This is a genomic window from Cupriavidus taiwanensis LMG 19424 (assembly GCF_000069785.1).
GTDB classification, from domain to species: domain Bacteria; phylum Pseudomonadota; class Gammaproteobacteria; order Burkholderiales; family Burkholderiaceae; genus Cupriavidus; species Cupriavidus taiwanensis.
The window spans coordinates 1300961-1322181 of record NC_010528.1 but is presented as its reverse complement, the minus strand read 5'-3'; the positions used below and the strand labels follow the sequence as shown (position 1 = coordinate 1322181).

Below are 21221 nucleotides of genomic sequence, written 5' to 3'. Positions count from 1 at the left end.
TTCCCGTTCGATTGCCGATGCCAGCGCCAACCACCGGATCCCTGCTGCCGCGCCTGTTCCCATGGAGCCAGCGCGTCGACCCGACCACGCTACGCGCCGACCTGGTGGCGGGACTGCTCGGAGCCGTGCTGGTATTGCCGCAGGGCGTCGCGTTCGCCACGCTCGCCGGCCTGCCGCCGCAATACGGCATCTACAGCGCGGTGGTGCCGTGTATCGTGGCGGCGCTGTTCGGGTCCAGCTGGCACGTCATGTCAGGACCGACCAACGCCAACTCGCTGGCACTGTTCGCGATGCTGAGCCCGCTCGCCTTCGCGGGCAGCCCGGCCTATATCGGCCTGGCGCTGGCGGTCACCATCGTGGTGGGCGTGATGCAGCTCGCAGTGGGCACGCTGCGGCTGGGCTCGCTGGCCAACTTTATTTCGCCGTCGGTGCTGCTCGGCTTTACTTGCGGCGCGGCGACGCTGATCGGCCTGTACGCGCTGAAGGACCTGTTCGGCCTGTCAGTGCCGACCGGTACCAGCGCATTCGGCGTGTTGCGCCACCTGTTCGAGCATGCCGGCACCATCAACTGGGACGCGGCCATGGTCGGCGCCGTCACGCTGGCGGTGACGCTGCTGTGCAAGCGGCTGTGGCGGCGCCTGCCGTTCATGCTGCTGGGCCTGCTGGCCGGCTATGGCGTGGCGCTCTGGCTGAACCAGGCTGGCGGCCACCACGTCAACGTCGTCGGGCCGATTCCGTCGGCACTGCCGCACTTCCAGGTGCCGGACGTGGACTGGCGCAAGCTGCCCGACCTGCTCGGCATCGCCGCGGCGCTGACCATCGTCGCGCTGGGCCAGTCGATCTCGATCGCCAAGGCGGTGGCGTTGCGCTCCGGCCAGCATATCGATGCCAACCGCGAGTTCATCGGCCAGGGCCTGTCGAATATCGCTGGCGGCTTCTTCTCGGGCTATATCTCCTGCGGCTCGCTCAACCGCTCGGTGCCCAACTTCGAGGCCGGCGCGCGCACGCCGCTGGCGAGCGTATTCTCTGCGTTGTGGCTGGTGGCGCTGGTCGCGGTCAGCGCGCCGCTGCTGGCGCAGATCCCGATGGCGGCGATCGCGGCGATGCTGCTGCTCGTGGCGTGGGGCCTGCTCGACATCGCGCGGCTGCGCCGCATCTTCACGCTCAGCCGCACAGAGTTCGCGATCGCCATCGGCACCTTTGCCGCCACGCTGGTGATCCGGCTGGAAATGGCGGTGCTGCTCGGGACCGTGCTGTCGCTGGTGGCCTACCTGTACCGCACCTCGCGCCCCGCGGTGCGCAGCCTGGTGCCGGATGCCGACGACCCGGGCCGGCGCTTCACGCCGCTGGACGAATTGCGCCGTCCGCAGCCGGAATGCCCGCAGCTCAAGCTGCTGCGCATGGAGGGGGCGATCTACTTCGGCGCGGTGCAATACGTGACCGACCGCCTGCACTGGCTGCGCACCGTCAATGCCGGGCAGACCCACCTGCTGGCGATGACCAAGAGCATGAATTTCATCGACCTCGCCGGCGCGGAAATGTGGGAATACGAGCTGAGCGAGCGCCGCGCGCTCGGCGGCGACCTCTACTTCCACCGTCCGCGCACCCAGGTGTTGCAGACCTGGGCGCAGACCGGCTTCACCGACAAGCTCGGCGCCGACCATGTCTTCCCGACCAAGCGGCAGGCGCTGCACACCATCATCGGACAGCTGTCGCCGGAAGTCTGCGCCGGCTGCACGGTGCGCCTCTTCGAGGAATGCGCGTCGCGGCCGGGCGCCACGGCAGCGCCGGCAGCGTCCGCGCAGCCTTGAGCGGAGCGCCCGCACAGGCGCGCTTCGCCACGGTCACGGCGGCAAAAAAACGGAAGAAACTGGGAATTGCCTGCGCCGGCGGCACCGGCTGGCAAGCAAGGCCGGACGGCCTATGCTCTGAACCCTGATGTCAGACGGGCGCCCGCGGCTTGCCTGGGGCTGGCCGGGGCATCCATCCGCATCAGATCGGCGCCACGTGGGCGCGCTTGACGACGATAGGCTGCGGCGCGCCCTGTTCGATCAGCACCACGGCGGCGCGTTCGATGGTTTCGCGGCCGGCGCGGAATGCTTCTTCGAGTGACAGCACCTGATCGGCGCTGAAACCTTCCCACAGTGCTTCGCGTGTCACCACGCAAGTCACCTTCTCGCCATTGACAAGTGCCTGGAACAACAAGCCTTCGTTATTGATGTCATAGCGCTCTTGCTCTTGGAATTTGATATCCATCGGTGCAGCCCTCCATATGCAAGTGGAGAAACATCCTAACATGGCTCCGGCAAAATCGTATGAGTAGAACCCTATGCGACAGGGTTCATTCGGAAGACCACCGCGACCGCCGTTCGGTTCCGTCGCCCACCCCCTTCGCACGCGGGGCGCGTTCGCATAGATTGCCATGGCAATTGCGCCAGGCAATTGACAGCGCCGGAAATCATGCTAAAATCTCGTTCTTCGTTGGGGCGTTAGCTCAGTTGGTAGAGCAGCGGACTCTTAATCCGTAGGTCGAGTGTTCGAGTCACTCACGCCCCACCAGCGAATACAAAAAGGCCGGAAGCAGCAATGCTTCCGGCCTTTTGCTTTGGACGGCCCGGACCGATCCGTTACGGCAGAGGCACCGCCCCCGCCGCACCGCATTGCGTCACGCGCCGACGCTGGCCCGTTCGAACAGCGTGCGCGCCAGCGCGCGATGGCGCAGCAGCACCGCGGGCAAGTCGGCCGTGAGCAGCTCGCCGTCGCGCACCACTTCCCTGCCATTGATCACGCTGGCCGCGACATTGGCCGGCGTGCAGAACACCAGCGCTGCCACCGGGTCATGGCCGGCGCCGGCATAGCCGACCGATGACATGTCGAAGGCAACGAAGTCCGCCGACATGCCCGGTGCCAGCGCGCCGATATCGTCGCGGTTGAGCACGCGCGCGCCGCCCAGCGTGGCGATTTCCAGCGCCTCGCGCGCGCTCATCGCGGCCGGACCGTAGCCCACCCGCTGCAGCAGCATGGCCTGGCGCGCCTCGCCCAGCATATGCGCGCCGTCGTTCGACGCGCTGCCGTCCACGCCCAGACCCACCGGCACCCCCGCATCGCGCATCGCACGCACCGGCGCAATGCCCGATGCCAGCCGCATGTTCGAGCACGGGCAATGCGCCACGCCGGTGCCGGTCCGCGCGAACAGTGCGATGCCCTCGTCGTCCAGCTTGACGCAGTGCGCGTGCCACACATCGTGCCCGACCCAGCCCAGGTCCTCGGCATACTGCGCCGGCGTCAGGCCGAACTTCTCGCGCGAATAGGCGATGTCGTTGTCGTTCTCGGCCAGGTGCGTATGCAGCGACACGCCGTAGTGCCGCGCCATCACCGCCGACTCGCGCATCAGGTCGCGCGATACCGAGAACGGCGAGCACGGCGCCAGCACCACGCGCAGCATCGCGTGGCGCGCGCTGTCGTGGTACTGCTCCACCAGGCGCTGGCTGTCGCGCAGGATGGCCGCCTCGTCTTCCACCACCACGTCCGGCGGCAACCCGCCCTTGCTGCGGCCCACGCTCATCGAGCCGCGCGCGGCATGGAAGCGCATGCCCATCTCCTGCGCCGCGGCGATCGAATCGTCCAGGCGCGAGCCATTGGGAAACAGGTAGAGGTGGTCGCTGGTGGTGGTGCAACCTGACAGCATCAGCTCGGCCATCGCGGTCTTGGTCGACACCGCGATCATTTCCGGCGTCAGGTGCGACCACAGCATGTACAGGTTGGTCAGCCACGAGAACAGCTCGGCATCCTGCGCCGCCGGCACCGCGCGCGTCAGGCTCTGGTACATGTGATGGTGCGTGTTGACCAGCCCGGGCGTGACCACGCGGCCGCGCATGTCGAGCACCTGCGCGCTGCCGTCGTCGACCATGCGCCGGTATTGCGGCGGCAGTTCCGCGGTGGGGCCGACCCATTGCACGGCGGGGCCCTCGGCGACCAGCGCACCGTCGCGGATCTCGCGGCGTTGCGCATCCATGGTCACGAGGACGTCGGCATTGAGGGCAATCAGGGTCATGGCGGAATTCCTTCTATGGTGCGAAAAATGAGAGGTCGGTCGGATACGATCGCCGCCAGTCTACGGCGGCGTGGTGCCGCGTCCCAAGCGCAGAATTCCGAGCAGACTGTCCACAAAAAGTGGACACCCGCCAGCGGTGCCGGCTCAGCGTGCCTGCGCGAACAGCATCGCCATCGCGTCGCTGATGCGCTCGGCCATCAGCCCCGCCGCGGCACTGAGTTGGCCGCCGGCGCGCGCCACCAGCGTCAGCGTCTGTCCTTGCAGGTGGCGGTCGCGCAACGGCACGTACACCAGCGCCTGGCGCGCGCGCTCCTCCATCACGTCGAGCGGGTTCAGCAGCGCAATGCCGGTACCCAGAAGCACCAGTTGCCGGATCAGCACTGTCGAGGTCGACTCCGCCACCGGCGAGACTTCGATCGCATTGCGCGCGAACGCCGCATCCAGGATGCCGCGGATCGACAAGGCGCGCGCCGGCAGAATCAGCGGGTAGCCGACACATTCGCTCAACAGCACCGATGGCCGCGCCGCCAGCGCATGGCCCGGCGGCACCACCGCGCCGATCTGCCAGTCGCTGCTGGCCAGCGCGCGGAACGCCGGCAGTTCCGGCAGGTCATAGCCCAGCCCGAGGTCGGCATCGCCCTGCTCCACCGCCGCCACGATGTCGGCCACTGGCAGGTCATTGACGCGCACCACGATGCCCGGATAGCGCTGGCGGAAGTCATGCACCAGCGACGGCATCAGCGACCCTGCCAGGCCCGCTGTCACCGCCACCGTGACCTCGCCGCGGCGGGCGCCCTTGAAGTCTTCGATGCGCTCGCGCAGCGCGTCATGCTCGCGCAGGGTCTGGCGGACGTGGGCCAGCACCATCTCGCCCAGCGGCGTCAGGCGCAGGCGCTTGTTGATGCGCTCGAACAGCGGCGCGCCAAGTTCGGCCTCGAGGTCCAGGATCTGCCGGTTGACCGCGGTCGGCGCCACGTGCAGGTGCTCGGCGGCCTTGCGGATGGAGCCGCGGCGGACGACCTCGTCGAGATAGCGTAGGACTCTGGCGTGCATGGGTCTGGCAAACAGGTGGATGCGGTGCCGGCGCGGACGCGCATGACGGCGGCCTGGCATTGTAGCGGCCAGTCATTCCTAAAAAATGCCGCGAAGGCTATTGCGTCGCATCCGATACCTTGCTACAATCTTTTTCTTCGTTGGGGCGTTAGCTCAGTTGGTAGAGCAGCGGACTCTTAATCCGTAGGTCGAGTGTTCGAGTCACTCACGCCCCACCAGTGAATTCAGAAAAGCCGGAAGCTTGCTTCCGGCTTTTTGCTTTTTCGCACGTCTTCCGACAGCCCCGCCGCGGCTTCGCGCGCGGTCGGCAGCGCAGCCCGTTTCTTGATACGCGGGTTGTCACCAATTCCCCTGCACGCGCTTTCCCGGTTGAATCGCTCCCGCGCATGTTGTGGAACATAGTTCCGTATCGCGGAACTATCACAAGATGCCGGCCGTACCGCATCCCGGCACGGCCTGGTCATGCCAGCACGGGAAGCGCTGACAGCGCGGGACGCCGGATCCTTAACCCGATCCGCAAAGACGCCTGCAGCCCGGCTGGCGAATCAGTGAAAGAAGAAATGGAGGCCCTCCTTGAAAGCAGTCCTTAACGCCGGCGCAGCCGCCTGCATCGCGGCCCTTGGCCTGGCCCACGCCGGCCTGGCGCACGCCCAGTCCTACCCTGCCAAGCCGATCCGGCTGATCGTGCCGTTCGCGGCCGGCGGCACCACCGATATCGTGGCGCGCGCGGTGTCCGACGGCCTGGGCCGTGAACTGGGCCAGCCGGTGGTGGTGGAAAACCGCGGCGGCGGCGGCGGCGCCATCGGCGCCGACGCGCTGGCCAAGTCCGCGCCGGACGGCTACACGCTGGGCATCGCCACGGTCAGCACCATGGCGACCAACCCGGCCACCAACCCCAAGAATCCGTACGATCCGCTCAAGGACTTCGCGCCGATCACCAACCTGGTCAACGTGCCCAACGTGCTGACGGTGAATCCGAAGGTTCCGGCCAAGACTCTGAAGGAATTCGTGGCGATGCTGAAGGCCAATCCCGGCAAGTACAGCTATGCCTCGGCCGGCAAGGGCAGCATTTCGCACCTGGATGGGGAACTGTTCAAGGACATCACCCAGACCGACATGGTCCATATCCCCTACCGGGGGTCGGGCCCGGCGCTGAACGACACGCTGGCGGGCCAGGTCAACGCGCAATTCGACAACCTGCCGTCGTCGATGCCGCATATCCAGGCCGGCAAGCTGCGCGCGCTGGCGGTGGCGGCGCCCAAGCGCGTCGAGGGCCTGCCCGACGTGCCGACCTTTGCCGAAGCCGGCATGAAGGACATGAACAACATGGCCTGGTACGGCCTGGTGGCGCCGGCCGGCACGCCGGCGGCGATCATCACGCGGGTGCATGACGCTGCGGTCAAGGCGCTGCAAGACCCCAACGTCAAGCGCCGCCTGGCCGACAGCGGGGCCTACACCGACGGCAACACCCCGGCGCAATATGCCGCGCAGATCAAGCGCGAGCTGGACCTGCGCAAGAAGATCGCGCGCGACCAGAACATCACGCTGGAATAAGCCTCTCCGGCGGCATCGGCCACCGCCGGAACGTAAAGCCGGCTGCCTCGGCAGCCGGTTTTTTTATGAGGCGGCGCCGGTAAATGCGCCGCGCACCACTCAGATTCTTCCTATTTCCGCCGCATTTGATCCCGCACAGCACGCCCTCCGTGCCGGTAACGTTCAATACGAATAGAAGAAACTTTCACTTTGCGGACACGCGCTGACTCGGTACATTTACCGGGTGCTCCGCAACACACGCGCCGGCAGTCGACCGGCCAACGTCCGGCCCCAAAACCGGTTTCGCGCAGGCGCTGCGCGGCCGTCATTCGCGAGGATAACAAGATGCTGAAGAAGTCCATTCCCCCCCTGATCGTTGCAGCCCTGGCCGCGCTTGGCGCGACCCAGGCATATGCGCAGAAAAACTACACGGAAGGCGGCGATCTCTACAGCGGCAGCCACACCAAGAAAGCCGGGCCGAACCAGGGCGCGGCCAAGTCGGGCAAGTTCGACCCGTATACCGACGGCGCCAAACAATCGACCAAGTCGGAACTGACCAACTCCGGCAAGAAGTTCGACCCGAACACCGATGGCGCCAAGTCCGGCAAGTACGACCCGTACACCGACGGCGCCAAGGCTGGCAAGGCCGATCCCTACACCGATGGCGCCAAGGCGCCCGCCAGCCAGGGCACCAAGGCGCAATAACGCCGCCTTCGTCTGGCAAGACAGCCCGCGCGAGCGGGCTGTTTTCTTTTTGCCGGGCCGCCTGCGCTCAGGCGGCCAGCGCCTGCGCCGGCCGCGCCGGCTGCATGGTGCCGCGGTCGCGGAACGCGGCATGCCAGGACAGCGCCTCTTCCACCCGGTGCGGAGTCTGGCCGCCGTGCGCGCAGGCGCGGCGGAAATAATCGCCCAGCAGGTGGCGGTACTGCGGGTCGGCGCAGTTGGCGATGATGGTGCCCGCACGCTCGCGCGGGGCCAGGCCGCGCAGGTCGGCCAAGCCGTGTTCGGTGACGATGATGTCGACGTCGTGCTCGGTATGGTCCACGTGCGCCACCATCGGCACGATGCTCGAGATATCGCCGCCCTTCGCCACCGACTTGGTGACGAACACCGACAGGTGCGCATTGCGGGCAAAGTCGCCCGAACCGCCGATGCCGTTCATCATGTGCGTGCCGCCGACATGGGTCGAGTTGACATTGCCGTAGATGTCGCACTCGAGCGCCGTGTTGATGGTGATCAGCCCCAGCCGGCGCAAGATCTCCGGATGGTTGCTGATTTCCTGCGGCCGCAGCAGCAGGCGCGAACGGTAGCGGTCCAGGTTCGACAGGAAGCGCTGGTACACCTCGCGCGTCAGCGTCACCGACGAGGCCGAGGCAAAGGCGAGCCGGCCCGCGTCCAGCAGTTCGATGGTGCTGTCCTGCAGCACCTCCGAATACATCTGCAGGTCGCGGAACGGCGACGCGATCATTCCGTGCAGCACGGCATTGGCAATGGTGCCGATGCCGGCCTGCAGCGGCTGCAGCGACGGCGACAGGCGCCCGGCGCGGACTTCGCGCAGCAGGAATTCATTGAGATGGCCGGCAATCTGGCGCGTGTCGGCATCCGGCGGCAGCGCGTTGGACGGGCTGTCATCCTTGGCCGTGAAGACAATGGCGGCGATCTTCTCGGGGTCGACCGGGATATACGGCAGGCCGATGCGCTGCGCCGGCGCGATCAGCGGGATCGGCTGGCGGTACGGGCGCTGCACCGGGAAATAGATGTCGTGCAGCCCTTCCAGTTCCAGCGGCATGTTCAGGTTGATCTCGACGATCACCTGGCGTGCCAGCATGGCAAAGCTGGCCGAATTGCCCACCGAGGTGCTGGGGATGATGCCGCCCTGCTCGGTGATCGCGACCGCTTCGACCACCGCGACGTCCACCGGCGCGATCTGGCCCGAGCGCAGCTGCTCGACGGTTTCGGACAGATGCTGGTCGATGAACATCACTTCGCCCGCATTGATCTTGCGACGCAGCGTGGCATCGGACTGGAACGGCAGCCGGCGCGCGATCACGTCGGCTTCCGCCAACACCCGGTCGATGTCGTTGCCGAGCGAGGCGCCGGTCATCAGGGTGATGCGCAGCGGCTCGGCGGCCGCGCGCCGCGCCAGCGCGAACGGCACTTCCTTGCAGTCGCCCGCGCGCGTGAATCCGCTCATGCCTACCGTCATGCCGTCGCGGATCAGCGCGGCGGCTTCGTCGGCCGAGACTACCTTGTCATGCAGCCTGGCCAGGCGAATGCGTTCCTTGTCCATCTTGATCTCCGGTCTGACGGCCGGCCCGTGCCTGCGCCGCTCGCCCCGTGCGGGCCGGGTGGCTGGTCGCGGGGTCTCCGGCAGGCAGTGTAGCCAGCCACGCCTATTCCAGCGATGATTTAAAGTCATTCATCCCAGTCGCTTTTTTCATAATTTCGCGGACGGTTCGCGCAGCAGCCGCCACTATCGCGCGGGTTCGGCTCAGGACATTCCCGCAGTTGTCACAAATCTGGCAAAAGATTCTGTTAGTCTCGCCGTTCGGTCGACCCAGCCCACCCCAGAGGCTGCGGCGGCCGTGCCGCCCGGGCCGGCCATGCTCCGGCCCCTTGCACCCCTGCGGGTGCCTGTGCATTGCGGTGGCGGCAAAACACAACAGGAGACGCCATTCATGCAACCAAGACCCCTCGAACCCAGCGAGCCGGTTGTCCTTGCCCTGATTGACGCAGTCACCGCCTGGCAAGGTGCGTTGGACCAGACCCTGCGCGCCTCGGGCCTTAACTATTCCCAGTGGCTGTTGCTGCGGGCCATCCGCCAGGGTGCCTTCAAGCGCGGCTTGCCGTTGCCTGGTCCGATGCCCATTGATGCGGCGCAATCGGAAACCATGCTCGACGAGCTGCGCCGCGACGGCTGGATCGAATACACCGCGACGCTGGCGCCGCGCATCGCGGAAGGCGCCACCGCGCGAGTGCAACGTACCGCGCAGGCCCTGAGTGCGCTGCACAGCGTCTCGATGGCGGCCTTCAACTCGCAGGAGCGTGCCGCGCTGGGCAGCCTGCTGGACCGGATGAAAGCCACGCTGGACGGCCACACCTCGCGCCAGGCCAGGGCCGTGGCCGAGGCCCCTCGCCAGGAGCGGTACACGCAACCGTTGCCTTGCCCCGGCCTGCCGCCGGTGGCACATCGCCCCGCCTCCAGCCCCGGCCTCGCCGCTCGCTTCTGATCGCCTGAGCCCGGCCAGGCCGGTCCCGCGGATTGCCGCCGGGGCCTGGCTGGCCTCCCCTCCCCTGTCAGCGCCGGTACCCGCCACTTTGTTGCGCCGGGTACTCGGATTTTTCCTAAAGTATGAGCATGCCCCGGCACATGCTCCGGCGGCCCATCGACACCGCGAGGAGGGGAACATGCCGCAGGAGAACGAAGACAAGGTCGCGCACCTGCTGGACGAACTGGCCACCTTCGCGCGCGGGCGGCTGCCGGCGGCGATGGTCAACGTGGTGGCCCCCTTCCTGCAGCACTACTACGACCAGGCCGACGCCGAAGACCTGCTGCAACGCGAAGTGGCCGACCTGTACGGTGCGGTAATGGCGCACTGGCAGACGGCGCAGAAGTTCACCCCCGGCAGCGCCCGCATCCGCGTCTACAACCCCAACCTGGAAGAGCATGGCTGGCACTCCGACCACACCGTGGTGGAGATCGTCAACGACGACATGCCGTTCCTGGTCGACTCCGTGACGATGGAGATCAATCGCCAGGGCCTGGCGCTGCATTCGGCCATCCACCCCGTATTCCGCGTCTGGCGCGGCGGCAACGGCATCGAGCGGATCGCCCCCGCCGGCGCCGGCGAGGCCGGCGACAGCTCGCGCCTGGAGTCCTTTATCCATTTCGAGATCGACCGCACCGGCGAATCGTCGCGCCTCGACGCCTTGCGCAACGGCATCTCGCAGGTGCTGGTCGACGTGCGCGCCGCGGTGGAAGACTGGCCGAAGATGTGCGAGATCACGCGCGCCACCATCGGCGCCATGGCGCAGGCGCCGGACGCGGCCGCGCCGGAAAGCGTCGAGGCGCGCGCCTTCCTGGAATGGATGATGGACGACCATTTCTCCTTCCTCGGGCAGCGCGACTACCAGCTGATCGCGCGCGACAGCCGCTACTACCTGCGCGGCGTGGCCGGCTCCGGCGCCGGCATCCTGCGCGAGAGCCTGCGCGAGCCCGACGCCGAAGACCTGACCCCGCTGCCGGCGGCGGCCACCGCGATCATCGAAGGCAGCGCGCCGATCTTCCTGACCAAGGCCAATTCGCGCGCCACCGTGCACCGGCCCGGCTATCTCGACTACGTCGGCGTCAAGCTGCTCGACGAAAACGGACAGCTGTTCGGCGAGCGGCGCTTCGTCGGCCTGTACACCTCGACCGCCTACATGGCGCCGATCGCCGACATCCCGCTGGTGCGGCGCAAGTGCGCCAACATCCTGGCGCGCGCCGGCTTCCTTGCCAAAGGCCACCTGTACAAGTCCCTGGTCACCATCCTGGAACAGTACCCGCGCGATGAACTGTTCCAGGCGACCGAGGACGAGCTGTTCGACATCACCACCGGCATCCTGCGGCTGCAGGAACACCAGCGCACGCGGCTGTTCGTGCGGCGCGACCGCTTCGACCGCTTTGTCTCGTGCCTGGTGTTCGTGCCGCGCGACAAGTACAACACCGACCTGCGCCAGAAGATCCAGAAGCTGCTGACCGCGGCCTTCCACGGCACCAGCTGCGAATTCACGCCGCTGTTGTCGGAATCGCCGCTGGCGCGCATCCAGCTGACCGTGCGCGGCGAGCCCGGCACCATGCCCAAGGTCGACACGCAGGAGCTGGAAGCGCGCATCGTGCATGCCAGCCGCCGCTGGCAGGACGACCTCGCCGAAGCGCTGCACGAAAGCCACGGCGAAGAGCAGGGCAACCGGCTGCTGCAGCGCTATGGCGGCTCGTTCCCCGCCGGCTATCGCGAAGACTACCCAGCACGCACCGCGGTGCGCGATATCGAGCTGATGGAGCACGCGGTACGCGGCAACGGCATGGCGATGAACCTGTACCGCCCGATCGAAGCCGCGCCCGGCGCATTCCGCTTCAAGGTGTACCGTGCCGGCGCACCGATCGCGCTGTCGCTGAGCCTGCCGATGCTGGAGCACCTGGGCGTGCGCGTCGACGAAGAGCGCCCCTACCTGATCGAGCCCGACAGCGGCGAGCCGGTATGGGTACACGACTTCGGGCTCGAGATCGCCGACAGCGGGGGCGCCGCGGATTTCGACATCGCGCGCGTCAAGGCGCTGTTCGAAGACGCCTTCGCGCGCGCATGGCACGGCGAGATCGAGAACGACGATCTCAACCGCCTGGTGCTGCGCGCCGAACTGGCCGCGCGCGACGTGACCATCCTGCGCGCGTACGCACGTTACTTGCGGCAGGTGGGCTCGACCTTCAGCGATGCCTATATCGAGCGCGCGCTGACCGGCAACGCGGGCATTGCCGCGATGCTGGTGGCACTGTTCGTGGCGCGCTTCGACACCTTCAGCCAGGTGGCCACCGACACCGCGCGCCAGGCGCGCTGCGACAAGCTGCTGGCCGACATCGGCACGGCGCTGGACAAGGTGCCCAACCTCGACGAAGACCGTATCCTGCGGCTCTTCCTTGGCGTGATCAACGCCACCGTGCGCACCAACTATTTCCACCGTGGCGAGGACGGCCAGCCGCGCCCGTACCTGTCGTTCAAGTTCAATCCCGCGCTGGTGCCGGGCTTGCCGGAGCCGCGCCCGATGTTCGAGATCTGGGTCTACTCGCCGCGCGTCGAAGGCGTGCACCTGCGCGGCGGACGCGTGGCGCGCGGCGGGCTGCGCTGGTCGGACCGGCGCGAGGACTTCCGCACCGAAGTGCTGGGCCTGATGAAAGCGCAGATGGTCAAGAACACGGTGATCGTGCCGGTCGGCTCCAAGGGCGGCTTCGTGGTCAAGCGCCCGCCCCCGCCCACCGACCGCGACGCCTTCCTGCGCGAAGGCATTGCCTGCTACCAGACCTTCCTGCGGGGGCTGCTGGACCTGACCGACAACCTCGTCGGCGGCGAACTGGTGCCGCCACCCGACGTGGTGCGCCACGACGACAACGACCCCTACCTGGTGGTAGCCGCCGACAAGGGCACGGCCACGTTCTCGGACTTTGCCAATGCGATCTCGGCCGAATACGGGTTCTGGCTGGGAGATGCCTTTGCGTCCGGCGGATCGGTCGGCTATGACCACAAGAAAATGGGCATTACCGCGCGCGGCGCGTGGGAATCGGTCAAGCGGCACTTCCGCGAGATGGGCGTCGACATCCAGGCCACCGACTTCACCGTGGCCGGCATCGGCGACATGTCGGGCGATGTGTTCGGCAACGGCATGCTGCTGTCGCCGCATATCCGGCTGGTGGCCGCATTCGACCACCGCCACATCTTCCTCGATCCCGATCCGGACCCGGCGCGCAGCCTGCAGGAACGCACACGGCTGTTCGGCCTGCCGCGCTCGAGCTGGGCCGATTACGACGCCACGCTGATTTCCGCGGGCGGCGGCGTCTTTCCGCGCACGGCCAAGACCGTCCCGTTGTCGCCGCAGGTGCAGGCGGTGCTCGGCATCACGGCGACGGCGCTGTCGCCGGCCGAACTGATCCATGCCATCCTGATGGCGCCGGTCGACCTGCTCTACAACGGCGGCATCGGCACCTACGTCAAGTCCAGCCAGGAGACGCACCTGCAGGCTGGCGACCGCACCAACGACGCGGTGCGCGTCAATGGCAGCGACCTGCGGTGCAAGGTAGTGGGCGAAGGCGGCAACCTGGGCTTCACCCAGCTGGGCCGCATCGAGTTCGCGCGCAAGGGCGGCCGCATCAACACCGATGCCATCGACAACTCGGCCGGCGTGGACTGCTCCGACCATGAAGTGAACATCAAGATCCTGCTGGGCCTGGTGGTCGCCGACGGCGAGATGACCGAGAAGCAGCGCAACAAGCTGCTGGCCGAGATGACCGACGAAGTCGGCCTGCTGGTGCTGCAGGACAACTACTACCAGACCCAGGCGCTGTCAGTGGCCGGCCGCAGCAGCGCCGCGCGGCTCGACGGCGAGGCGCGCCTGGTGCGCTGGCTGGAACGCGCCGGGCGCCTGAACCGCGCGCTCGAGTTCCTGCCCTCGGACGAGGACATCGCCGAGCGCAAGCTGGCCGGCGAAGGACTGACTTCGCCCGAGCGCGCCGTGCTGCTCGCCTACAGCAAGATGTGGCTGTACGACGAACTGCTGGGCTCGGACGTGCCGGAAGACGCGCTGGTTGCCGGCCTGCTTGCGGACTACTTTCCGGTGCCGCTGCGCCAGCGCTACGGCGACGCCATGCAGCGTCATCCGCTGCGGCGCGAAATCCTGTCGACGCACCTGACCAATATGCTGGTCAACCGCATCGGCGCCACCTTCGTGCACCGGATCATGGAAGAAACCGATGCGCGACCCGCCGACATCGTGCGCGCCTGCCTGATCGCGCGCGACGTGTTCGGCCTGACCGCGCTGTGGCAAGAGATCGACGCGCTCGACAATCGCGTGGCAGACGCCGAGCAGGCGCGCATGTTCGGCTCGGTGGCGTTGCTGCTGGAGCGCGCTTGCCTGTGGTTCATCCGCTATCTGCGCAGCGGCAGCAGCGCCACCGAGAACCTGGCGCGCTTTGCGCAGGCGGCCCAATGGCTGGCGCCCCGGTTGCCGCAACTCTTGCCGCAGGCGGATGCCGCCGCGTTGACCGAGCACACGCGTGCGCTGATCGAGGCGGGAGTGGGCGAGACACTTGCCATGCGCGTGGCCGGCAGCGAGATTTCCGCCGCGGCGCTCGATATTGCCGAAGTGGCCGCTGCGTGCGAGCGCAGCCTGGATCTGGTGGCGGGGGTCTACTTCGCGCTGGACAGCCACCTGAGCTTCAGCTGGCTGCGCGAACGCGCGCTGGCTTTGCCGTCGGATACCCACTGGGACCTGCTGGCGCGCACCACCACGCTGGAAGACCTGGGACGGCTCAAGCGCGCGCTGACGGTCAGCGTGCTGTCGCAGTCGGGCGATCAGTCCTCGCCGGAAGCGATGATCGACGCCTGGCGCGCCAGCCGCCACGGCGCACTCGAACGGTTCACGCGCATGCTGGCGGACCAGCGCGCTTCCGGGGCGGCGGGGCTGTCGATGCTGTCGGTCGCGGTGCGCGAGATCGGCATGCTGGAGCGAAGCTAGCCGCGCCCCGAGTCCGGCGGCTTACTCGTCGGAGCCGGCGCCGATGTCCGCATCGGCGTCGTCGCCGCACGGACGCAGCTCGAGGCCGAGCAGGATCAGCAGCTCGAAGGCATCGGACAGCAGGTGCTTCTGCCTCGGCAACAGGCTGGCGTACGGCATGTCATAGATCGACTGGTGCGCAGAGCGCTCGCCCTTCAGGCCGCGGTCGCGCGCGATGTCCGACAGCAGCGCGGCAAACCCGGACAGGTCCTGCGCCGCCAGCGCCGAGTTCAACACCCTGGCGATAACTTCGGGCGAAGCGTTCGCCCAGCCCATGCGTTCGGCATTGGAAGCGGGGTCGTGGGAAGGGTCGGCAAAGTCCATGTTGTGTTTAACGGTCCTGCCTAAACTAGCTTAAGCCGCCAACGATGTGAATTTGACCCCACACAGGTGGGGTGACATGCCTTGCCGCAGGGGGGCTACCGCTGTGCTGGCTTGGCGCCGTGCTTCGCGCGGCCCGGCGCTGGTGCCCTTGCCTGTGCCCTGGCGGCCCGCTTGAGCGCCGGCTTTTCGGCGGACGTTCCGGCTGCCTTTCCCGCCGTGTTTCCCGCCGTGTTTCCCGCTGCCTTGGCGGGGACCTGGCGATACGTCGTGCTGCCATCCGCTGCCTTGCGAGCCTTCACGTGATTGCGGGCTCCACACTGCGGGCAGCGGAACACGGGGCCCTGCCCTTCATCGCGGATCTGCACCTCATCCTGCTTCCAGCGCGCGCCGCAAGCCTGGTTCCCACAAACAAACATGAATTCTCCTGGAGAGTGCCGGTGCGTGTCCTGGCACGAGCGCCGGCGCGCCACCGAAACGGTCCGCGCGTACGCAGGCGCGATTATCAGGCCTGTTGGCGGGCAGCGGGTCGATTTGCCGCAGATTCCGCGGCCTCGCCGTTGTCGCCCTTTCCGTCAGCCATTGCGCTGCACCCATTGCTTCGCCCAGGCAATCGCGGCGGCGCGTGCCTCGTCCGGCGTGGCATGCGTGGTCGGCGGCGCCCCGCCTTCGAGCACCACGGCGCCCGATTCCCAGATATCGCACAGGGCCTTGAACCGCCCCATCCCCAAGGCATGGCAAAACACATGGATGACGAAACCGCGGTACTCGACCACGTCGGTGGCGGCATCGGTGAGCACCTGGTCCGCGGTGACGTCGGCCGGCAACAGCGGCGCATCGGGCTGTCGCAATTCGCGCTGCGCGGCAGCGGTGCGGGCAGAGCACGCCAGCGCGCCGCCGGCGACGGCGCCCAGCAGCACGCCCAGGCCGAACCAGCAGGCTTTGCTTCCGCTCCCAGTCATGGCATCTCCTGTAGCGATCCGGCGGTCCCGGCAAGACAGCGTGATGGGCGCTGTCATCGGTTTCAGGTTATACCAGGCAGCCGGTCACGTACCGCCCTGCCGATGGCCAGTTTTGAGAATCTGGAGGATGACCGAACGGCACGCCGCCGCTATACTGTACATCCATACAGTATCAGGACACTGCCATGCCCTTGTACCAGTCCGAATCCATCCTGCTCGAAGCCTATTACTTCGGCGACGACAGCGAATCCGTGCGCTTGCGCTGCGGCAGCGTTTGCGTGAACGCCGGCGCCATCCTGGTTGACGGCATCGAGCCACGCCAGCTGCAATCGCTGCGCTGGACGCCGGATTTCCTGTCGTTCGAGGCGCAAGGCATGCGCCACCGCTATCCGGTAAGCCGTCCGGCGCTGGTCGGCCCCGCGCAAGCGCGGTTCGCCTTGCTTTAAGCTACGCCCTTTGATTTCGGCAATGCGCCCGCATAAAAAAACAGCCCGCCGCGGCGGAGCATGCGGGCGGGCTGGTGAGTACAGCCGGGCCAGTCTACGCGCCCGCACATGAGCGTCATGCCGTAAGCACCCCGGTATCCCGGCGCCTTTTCCGGTTTCCGGCCCGCGCCATCGCATCGTCAGACCACCCCAAGGCGAACTGCGCCTCAAAAGACACTGGCGCTGTCAGACGGCCACCGATACCGGCCGCGGCAAGCAGCGTGGAGACTAGGGCATCTTCCACAACGGAGGTGCGCCATGCCAGCCAGGAACATCCACGTCGTACCGCTCGAAAGCGGCTGGGCCATTGAATCCGAAGACGGTACGGGCGGACGCCAGCTCTACGCGACGCAAGAAGACGCGATCGCCGCGGGCACCGAAAAAGCCCGGCAGCTCCACGCGGAACTGCTCGTCCACGGCCGCGACGGCCGTATCCGAATGCGCAACAGCTTTGGCAATGACCCTCGCGACATCCCGGGCTGAACCGGCCGCCGCGCTTCAGCCTCCGCTGGCGCGCAACCCTTCCACGCGCGCGCGCGTCGCGTAATAAGCCAGCACAAGCGATGCAGTCAATGCCAGCCCGGCAACTGCCAGCGCGATGCATGTGGTGCCTGCGATTCCGTTGCCCTTGTCCGACATTGCCCTCTCCGTCGCGATGAAGTCCACTGTGCCACCACTATAGGTGCAATGGACGCAATCGAAAAACGGCCACGACCGCATGGCTTCGCACACGCGGTGACCGCGCCTTGTTCCAGGCGCGACGTCGCGCATACCGCGATCCGGGCACGGCAATAAAAAAAACCCGCTTGGCGATTTGCCAAGCGGGTTTCTTGTCTGGTCGGGGCGAGAGGATTTGAACCTCCGACCACCTGCACCCCATGCAGGTACGCTACCAGGCTGCGCTACGCCCCGAAGCAAAAGATTATAACAGAAGCATTTCTCGTATGACTAGCTCCTGACGTGGAAATTATCCGTGCTTCGCGATCTCGCGCAACTGCGCCAGCAGGTGCTGCACGTCGACCAGCGCATTGCGCAGACCCGCGATGTCGACCGACAGCGCCGGCGCTTTCTCCGCGGCGGTTTCCATCGATTGCTGAGCTGTCGTGGCGGCGCCGTGATGACGGCCCTCGTCGAGCCGGTTGCGCGCGCCGTTGATGGTGAAGCCCTGCTCGTACAGCAGCTCGCGGATGCGGCGGATCAGCAGGACTTCATGGTGCTGGTAGTAGCGGCGGTTGCCGCGCCGCTTGACCGGCTTGAGCTGCGTAAACTCCTGTTCCCAGTAGCGCAGCACGTGCGGCTTGACGGCGCAAAGCTCGCTCACCTCACCGATGGTGAAGTAGCGCTTGGCCGGGATCGGCGGCAACGCGATGCGGTCGCTGGGTTTGTCCGACATGCAGAGGTGTAGACGAGCGTCAGGCCATGCCGGCCAGGAGGTTGGCGCGCGTCACGCGCGCGCCGAGAAGAATACCGATGCCGGCCTCGGGAAGCAATCCGCCGTTCGGGTGACGCGTCAGCCGGCGATGCCGGCGCGTTCTTCGACCAGGCCCTTCAGCTTCTGGCTGGCGTGGAACGTGACTACGCGGCGCGCGGTGATCGGGATGACTTCGCCGGTCTTGGGATTGCGGCCGGGCCGCTGGGGCTTGTCGCGCAACTGGAAGTTGCCGAAGCCGGAAAGCTTGACGCTGTCGCCCTGCTCCAGCGCTTCGCGGATGACGTCGAAGAAGGCCTCGACCATGTCCTTCGATTCACGCTTGTTCAGGCCCACCTGGTCGAACAGCATCTCGGCAAGCTCGGCCTTGGTCAGCGTGGGAACTTCGGTCGCGCGGGCTTCCGGCATTGCATCGTCAAGGGAGGATGCCTGCCGGTCGCTCATCTCACCCAGTGCTGCAGCGGTCATGGAATTCGCGTCTCGATCATTCATGTCGATCGCTCGAGTATCTGTCTGGCGATCCGCCCGGGGCGAGCCCGGGCGCCCTTTTTATCGTGCTCCGTCGGTCCTGGCGACGGATCAACCGCGCAGCCGCGCCTGGAAGGCTTCGGTCAGCGCGTCGACCATGCAGCGCACCGCGCTGTCGACGGTTTCGTCCTGGAGGGTCGACCCAGTATCTTGCAAGGTCACCCGGAACGCAAGGCTTTTCTCGTCCGCGCCAATGGCCGTGGAAGCGCCCTTGGGACGGAACTCGTCGAACAGCACCAGGCCCTGGCAGAAGCGGCCGTAACCCTGTTTTTCCAGGGCCGCGCGCATGGCGTCGAGCAGGTCCTGCACGCGTACCGATTGCTTCACGACCACGGCCAGGTCGCGCACGGCGGCGGGGAACTTGGAGATCTCGGTGTACGCCGGCAGGCCGGTGGCGCGCAGCGCGTCGAGCCGCAGTTCGAACAGCACCGGTGCATGCGCCAGCTCATACTCCTGCAGCCAGCGCGGATGCAGTTCGCCAACCACGCCCACGGGCTTGCCGTCGAGCAGCACGCGCGCGGCGCGGCCCGGGTGCAGCGCCGGATGCGATACCGGCTCGAAGCGCGGCACGCGCGGATGGAACAGCGCCTCGACATCGCCCTTCACGTCGAAGAAGTCGACGTTGCGCGTAGCGATGCCCCACTGCTCCTCGAACGCCGGGCCGTAGGCGATGCCCGCGGCCATCATCGGCTGGTCATACCCGGCCACGGTCAGGCCGCCGTCCTTGACGCCGGCGTCGCGATGGAACACCCGGCCCACCTCGAACAGGCGCACGCGCGCGGCCTTGCGGTTCAGGTTGTAGCGCACCTTGTCGACCAGCCCGCCGATCAGCGTCGAGCGCATCACCGCCAGCTGGCTGGCGATCGGGTTCAGCAGGCGGATCGGCTGGTCGTTGGCGGCGAAGTCGCGCTCCCACTTCTCTTCGACGAAGGCGAAGTTGATCACTTCCTGATAGTCGCGCGCGGCCACGGCATGGCGCACCACGTGAGTGGAACGGCTGCCTTCGTTGGTCGGGCGCATTTCGCTCTCGGCGACCGGCGGGCGCGCCGGAATGCGCTCGAAGCCGTAGATGCGCGCGACTTCCTCGATCAGGTCTTCCTCGATCTCGATATCGAAGCGGTAGCTCGGCGGCGTGACTTCGAACAACTCACCTTCGGCACCCTGCGTACGCGTGAACGGCAGCTGCAGCCGCTGGAACACGTCGGCGATGGCCGCCGGCGACAGCTCGATGCCAAGCACGCGCTCGGCGCGCGCCACGCGCAGGCTGACCGGCTTGCGCACCGGCAGGTTGACCACATGGTCGTCCACCGGGCCGGCCTGGCCTCCGCAGATGGCAAGGATCAGCGCGGTGATGCGCTCGATATGCTCGACCGTGGTGGCGTAGTCCACGCCGCGCTCGAAGCGGTGTCCGGCGTCGGTAGAGAAGTTGTAGCGGCGGCTGCGGCCCTGGATCGCGGCCGGCCACCAGAAGGCGGCTTCGAGGTAGATGTCGGTAGTGTCCAGCGTGACGGCGGTGCTGTCGCCGCCCATGATGCCGGCCAGGCTCTCGATCTCTTTTTCGTCGGCGATCACGCCGACCTGCTCGTCGACCTCGATGGTGTTGCCGTTCAGCAGCTTGATCTGCTCGCCCTTGCGGCCCCAGCGCACGTCCAGGCCGCCGTGGATCTTGTGCAGGTCGAACACGTGCGACGGACGACCCAGCTCCAGCATCACGTAGTTCGAGATATCGACCAGCGCGGACACGCTGCGCTGGCCCGAGCGCTCGAGCCGCTGCACCATCCACAGCGGCGTGGCGGCACGCGCGTTGACGCCGCGGATGATGCGCCCGGAGAAGCGGCCACAGAGATCGGGCGCCGACACCTTGACCGGCAGTTTGTCCTGGATCGTCACCGGCACCGGCTGCATGTCGGGCAGGTTCAGTGCGGCACCGGTCAGCGCGGACACTTCGCGCGCGACGCCGTGGATCGACAGGCAGTCGGCCTTGTTCGGCGTCAGCTTGATGACGAAGACCTGGTCGTCCAGGTCCAGATACTGGCGGATGTTCTGGCCGACCGGCGCGTCGTCCGGCAGCACCATCAGGCCGCCGTGGTCTTCCGACAGCTTCAGTTCGCGCGCCGAGCACAGCATGCCGTAGCTGTCCACGCCACGCAGCTTGCCGACCTTGATCTCGAACGGCTTGCCGCCATCCTCTGCCGGCGGCAGCACCGCGCCGACCAGCGCGCACGGCACCTTGATGCCGGGCCTGACGTTGGGCGCGCCGCAGACGATCTGCAGGGTCTCGCCGGTGCCGGCATCGACCTGGCATACGTTGAGGCGGTCGGCATTGGGATGGCGCTCGGTCGACAGCACGTGCGCAACCACCACCTTGTCGAACGGCGGCGCGACCGGGCCCACCTCTTCCACTTCGAGGCCGGCCATGGTCAGGCTGTGCGACAGCGCGTCGGTGGAAATCTTTTCAGGGTTGGCGAAGGTGCGAAGCCAGGATTCCGAGAATTGCATGGCGCTTCTGATCCGGTAAGTATTCGGTGTAGTCGGTGACGAGTTTTGACGGTGCG

17 protein-coding genes and 3 tRNA genes are annotated in these 21221 nt (G+C 67.0%); 9 read left to right on the top strand and 11 right to left on the bottom strand.

The annotated features are described in order from the left end of the window. Window positions 1–17 precede the first annotated feature (17 nt). The gene (locus RALTA_RS06155; RefSeq protein WP_025582110.1) at window positions 18–1811 is read left to right on the top strand and encodes a SulP family inorganic anion transporter; all 1794 of its coding nucleotides are present in this window, start codon (window positions 18–20) and stop codon (window positions 1809–1811) included. 181 nt (window positions 1812–1992) lie between these two features. Here RALTA_RS06155 and RALTA_RS06150 read toward each other — a convergent pair whose 3' ends face one another. Next, window positions 1993–2256: a DUF1488 family protein gene (locus RALTA_RS06150; protein ID WP_018006788.1), complete on the bottom strand. Its 264-nt coding sequence runs from the start codon at window positions 2254–2256 to the stop codon at window positions 1993–1995. A 227-nt stretch (window positions 2257–2483) separates the two neighbouring features. On the opposite strand from RALTA_RS06150, the gene RALTA_RS06145 reads away from it, so the two are divergent. Beyond that, window positions 2484–2559 (top strand) — tRNA-Lys (locus RALTA_RS06145). Between the two features lie 106 nt (window positions 2560–2665). Here RALTA_RS06145 and RALTA_RS06140 read toward each other — a convergent pair. Both RALTA_RS06140 and RALTA_RS06135 read right to left on the bottom strand, forming a co-directional pair. Beyond that, on the bottom strand, window positions 2666–4054 hold the full coding sequence (locus tag RALTA_RS06140) for an 8-oxoguanine deaminase (RefSeq protein WP_012352569.1): 1389 nt from the start codon (window positions 4052–4054) through the stop codon (window positions 2666–2668). Between the two features lie 144 nt (window positions 4055–4198). Beyond that, window positions 4199–5107 (bottom strand): LysR substrate-binding domain-containing protein, encoded by a 909-nt coding sequence (locus RALTA_RS06135; protein WP_012352568.1) that lies wholly within the window; start codon window positions 5105–5107, stop codon window positions 4199–4201. Window positions 5108–5249: 142 nt separating this feature from the next. Between RALTA_RS06135 and RALTA_RS06130 the strand changes: the two genes are divergently transcribed. The 3 genes from RALTA_RS06130 (at window position 5250) to RALTA_RS06120 (ending at window position 7345) form a co-directional block, all read left to right on the top strand. Continuing rightward, window positions 5250–5325: transfer RNA gene (locus RALTA_RS06130), tRNA-Lys, on the top strand. A gap of 355 nt (window positions 5326–5680) precedes the next feature. Continuing rightward, a complete protein-coding gene (locus RALTA_RS06125) occupies window positions 5681–6661 on the top strand; it encodes a tripartite tricarboxylate transporter substrate binding protein BugE (protein WP_012352566.1) in 981 nt (326 codons plus the stop codon). A gap of 324 nt (window positions 6662–6985) precedes the next feature. Further along, the gene (locus RALTA_RS06120; RefSeq protein WP_012352565.1) at window positions 6986–7345 is read left to right on the top strand and encodes a hypothetical protein; all 360 of its coding nucleotides are present in this window, start codon (window positions 6986–6988) and stop codon (window positions 7343–7345) included. A 67-nt stretch (window positions 7346–7412) separates the two neighbouring features. Here RALTA_RS06120 and RALTA_RS06115 read toward each other — a convergent pair whose 3' ends face one another. Then, complete coding sequence (locus tag RALTA_RS06115; RefSeq protein ID WP_012352564.1) at window positions 7413–8930, bottom strand: acetyl-CoA hydrolase/transferase family protein; 1518 nt, start codon at window positions 8928–8930, stop codon at window positions 7413–7415. A 388-nt stretch (window positions 8931–9318) separates the two neighbouring features. Between RALTA_RS06115 and RALTA_RS06110 the strand changes: the two genes are divergently transcribed. Next, window positions 9319–9870, top strand: a complete 552-nt coding sequence (locus tag RALTA_RS06110) for a hypothetical protein (RefSeq protein WP_041232112.1) — start codon at window positions 9319–9321, stop codon at window positions 9868–9870. Between the two features lie 178 nt (window positions 9871–10048). Then, window positions 10049–14902 carry an NAD-glutamate dehydrogenase gene (locus tag RALTA_RS06105; RefSeq protein ID WP_012352562.1) on the top strand — a complete coding sequence of 1618 codons (4854 nt, stop codon included), beginning with the start codon at window positions 10049–10051 and terminating at the stop codon, window positions 14900–14902. A 21-nt stretch (window positions 14903–14923) separates the two neighbouring features. Here the strand turns inward: RALTA_RS06105 and RALTA_RS06100 are convergent, their stop codons facing one another. Both RALTA_RS06100 and RALTA_RS06095 read right to left on the bottom strand, forming a co-directional pair. Further along, window positions 14924–15265 (bottom strand): hypothetical protein, encoded by a 342-nt coding sequence (locus tag RALTA_RS06100; RefSeq protein ID WP_012352561.1) that lies wholly within the window; start codon window positions 15263–15265, stop codon window positions 14924–14926. Window positions 15266–15837: 572 nt separating this feature from the next. Next, complete coding sequence (locus RALTA_RS06095; protein WP_012352559.1) at window positions 15838–16224, bottom strand: hypothetical protein; 387 nt, start codon at window positions 16222–16224, stop codon at window positions 15838–15840. A 185-nt stretch (window positions 16225–16409) separates the two neighbouring features. Here RALTA_RS06095 and RALTA_RS06090 point away from each other — a divergent pair, with 185 nt between their 5' ends. Next, complete coding sequence (locus RALTA_RS06090; protein ID WP_012352558.1) at window positions 16410–16670, top strand: hypothetical protein; 261 nt, start codon at window positions 16410–16412, stop codon at window positions 16668–16670. Window positions 16671–16967: 297 nt separating this feature from the next. Continuing rightward, the gene (locus tag RALTA_RS06085) at window positions 16968–17192 is read left to right on the top strand and encodes a DUF2188 domain-containing protein (RefSeq protein ID WP_012352557.1); all 225 of its coding nucleotides are present in this window, start codon (window positions 16968–16970) and stop codon (window positions 17190–17192) included. Window positions 17193–17207: 15 nt separating this feature from the next. Here the strand turns inward: RALTA_RS06085 and RALTA_RS30245 are convergent, their stop codons facing one another. From RALTA_RS30245 to pheT, 5 genes are all read right to left on the bottom strand, one after another. Continuing rightward, window positions 17208–17348, bottom strand: a complete 141-nt coding sequence (locus tag RALTA_RS30245) for a hypothetical protein (protein ID WP_018006801.1) — start codon at window positions 17346–17348, stop codon at window positions 17208–17210. A 196-nt stretch (window positions 17349–17544) separates the two neighbouring features. Continuing rightward, window positions 17545–17621: transfer RNA gene (locus tag RALTA_RS06080), tRNA-Pro, on the bottom strand. 55 nt (window positions 17622–17676) lie between these two features. Then, window positions 17677–18102 (bottom strand): MerR family transcriptional regulator, encoded by a 426-nt coding sequence (locus RALTA_RS06075; RefSeq protein WP_012352556.1) that lies wholly within the window; start codon window positions 18100–18102, stop codon window positions 17677–17679. Window positions 18103–18219: 117 nt separating this feature from the next. After that, window positions 18220–18630, bottom strand: coding sequence for an integration host factor subunit alpha (locus RALTA_RS06070; protein WP_012352555.1), 411 nt, complete (start codon window positions 18628–18630; stop codon window positions 18220–18222). An 87-nt stretch (window positions 18631–18717) separates the two neighbouring features. Then, the gene (pheT, locus tag RALTA_RS06065) at window positions 18718–21165 is read right to left on the bottom strand and encodes a phenylalanine--tRNA ligase subunit beta (protein ID WP_012352554.1); all 2448 of its coding nucleotides are present in this window, start codon (window positions 21163–21165) and stop codon (window positions 18718–18720) included. Between the last annotated feature and the right edge of the window lie 56 nt (window positions 21166–21221).

What these genes read in the sequence shown, in the direction of transcription:
- RALTA_RS06155 (WP_025582110.1), top strand. Translation starts at nt 18, where the DNA reads ATGCCAGCGCCAACCACCGGATCCCTGCTGCCGCGCCTGTTCCCATGG.
- RALTA_RS06150 (WP_018006788.1), bottom strand. Translation starts at nt 2,256, where the DNA reads ATGGATATCAAATTCCAAGAGCAAGAGCGCTATGACATCAATAACGAA.
- RALTA_RS06140 (WP_012352569.1), bottom strand. Translation starts at nt 4,054, where the DNA reads ATGACCCTGATTGCCCTCAATGCCGACGTCCTCGTGACCATGGATGCG.
- RALTA_RS06135 (WP_012352568.1), bottom strand. Translation starts at nt 5,107, where the DNA reads ATGCACGCCAGAGTCCTACGCTATCTCGACGAGGTCGTCCGCCGCGGC.
- RALTA_RS06120 (WP_012352565.1), top strand. Translation starts at nt 6,986, where the DNA reads ATGCTGAAGAAGTCCATTCCCCCCCTGATCGTTGCAGCCCTGGCCGCG.
- RALTA_RS06115 (WP_012352564.1), bottom strand. Translation starts at nt 8,930, where the DNA reads ATGGACAAGGAACGCATTCGCCTGGCCAGGCTGCATGACAAGGTAGTC.
- RALTA_RS06110 (WP_041232112.1), top strand. Translation starts at nt 9,319, where the DNA reads ATGCAACCAAGACCCCTCGAACCCAGCGAGCCGGTTGTCCTTGCCCTG.
- RALTA_RS06105 (WP_012352562.1), top strand. Translation starts at nt 10,049, where the DNA reads ATGCCGCAGGAGAACGAAGACAAGGTCGCGCACCTGCTGGACGAACTG.
- RALTA_RS06100 (WP_012352561.1), bottom strand. Translation starts at nt 15,265, where the DNA reads ATGGACTTTGCCGACCCTTCCCACGACCCCGCTTCCAATGCCGAACGC.
- RALTA_RS06095 (WP_012352559.1), bottom strand. Translation starts at nt 16,224, where the DNA reads ATGACTGGGAGCGGAAGCAAAGCCTGCTGGTTCGGCCTGGGCGTGCTG.
- RALTA_RS06090 (WP_012352558.1), top strand. Translation starts at nt 16,410, where the DNA reads ATGCCCTTGTACCAGTCCGAATCCATCCTGCTCGAAGCCTATTACTTC.
- RALTA_RS06085 (WP_012352557.1), top strand. Translation starts at nt 16,968, where the DNA reads ATGCCAGCCAGGAACATCCACGTCGTACCGCTCGAAAGCGGCTGGGCC.
- RALTA_RS30245 (WP_018006801.1), bottom strand. Translation starts at nt 17,348, where the DNA reads ATGTCGGACAAGGGCAACGGAATCGCAGGCACCACATGCATCGCGCTG.
- RALTA_RS06075 (WP_012352556.1), bottom strand. Translation starts at nt 18,102, where the DNA reads ATGTCGGACAAACCCAGCGACCGCATCGCGTTGCCGCCGATCCCGGCC.
- RALTA_RS06070 (WP_012352555.1), bottom strand. Translation starts at nt 18,630, where the DNA reads ATGAATGATCGAGACGCGAATTCCATGACCGCTGCAGCACTGGGTGAG.
- pheT (WP_012352554.1), bottom strand. Translation starts at nt 21,165, where the DNA reads ATGCAATTCTCGGAATCCTGGCTTCGCACCTTCGCCAACCCTGAAAAG.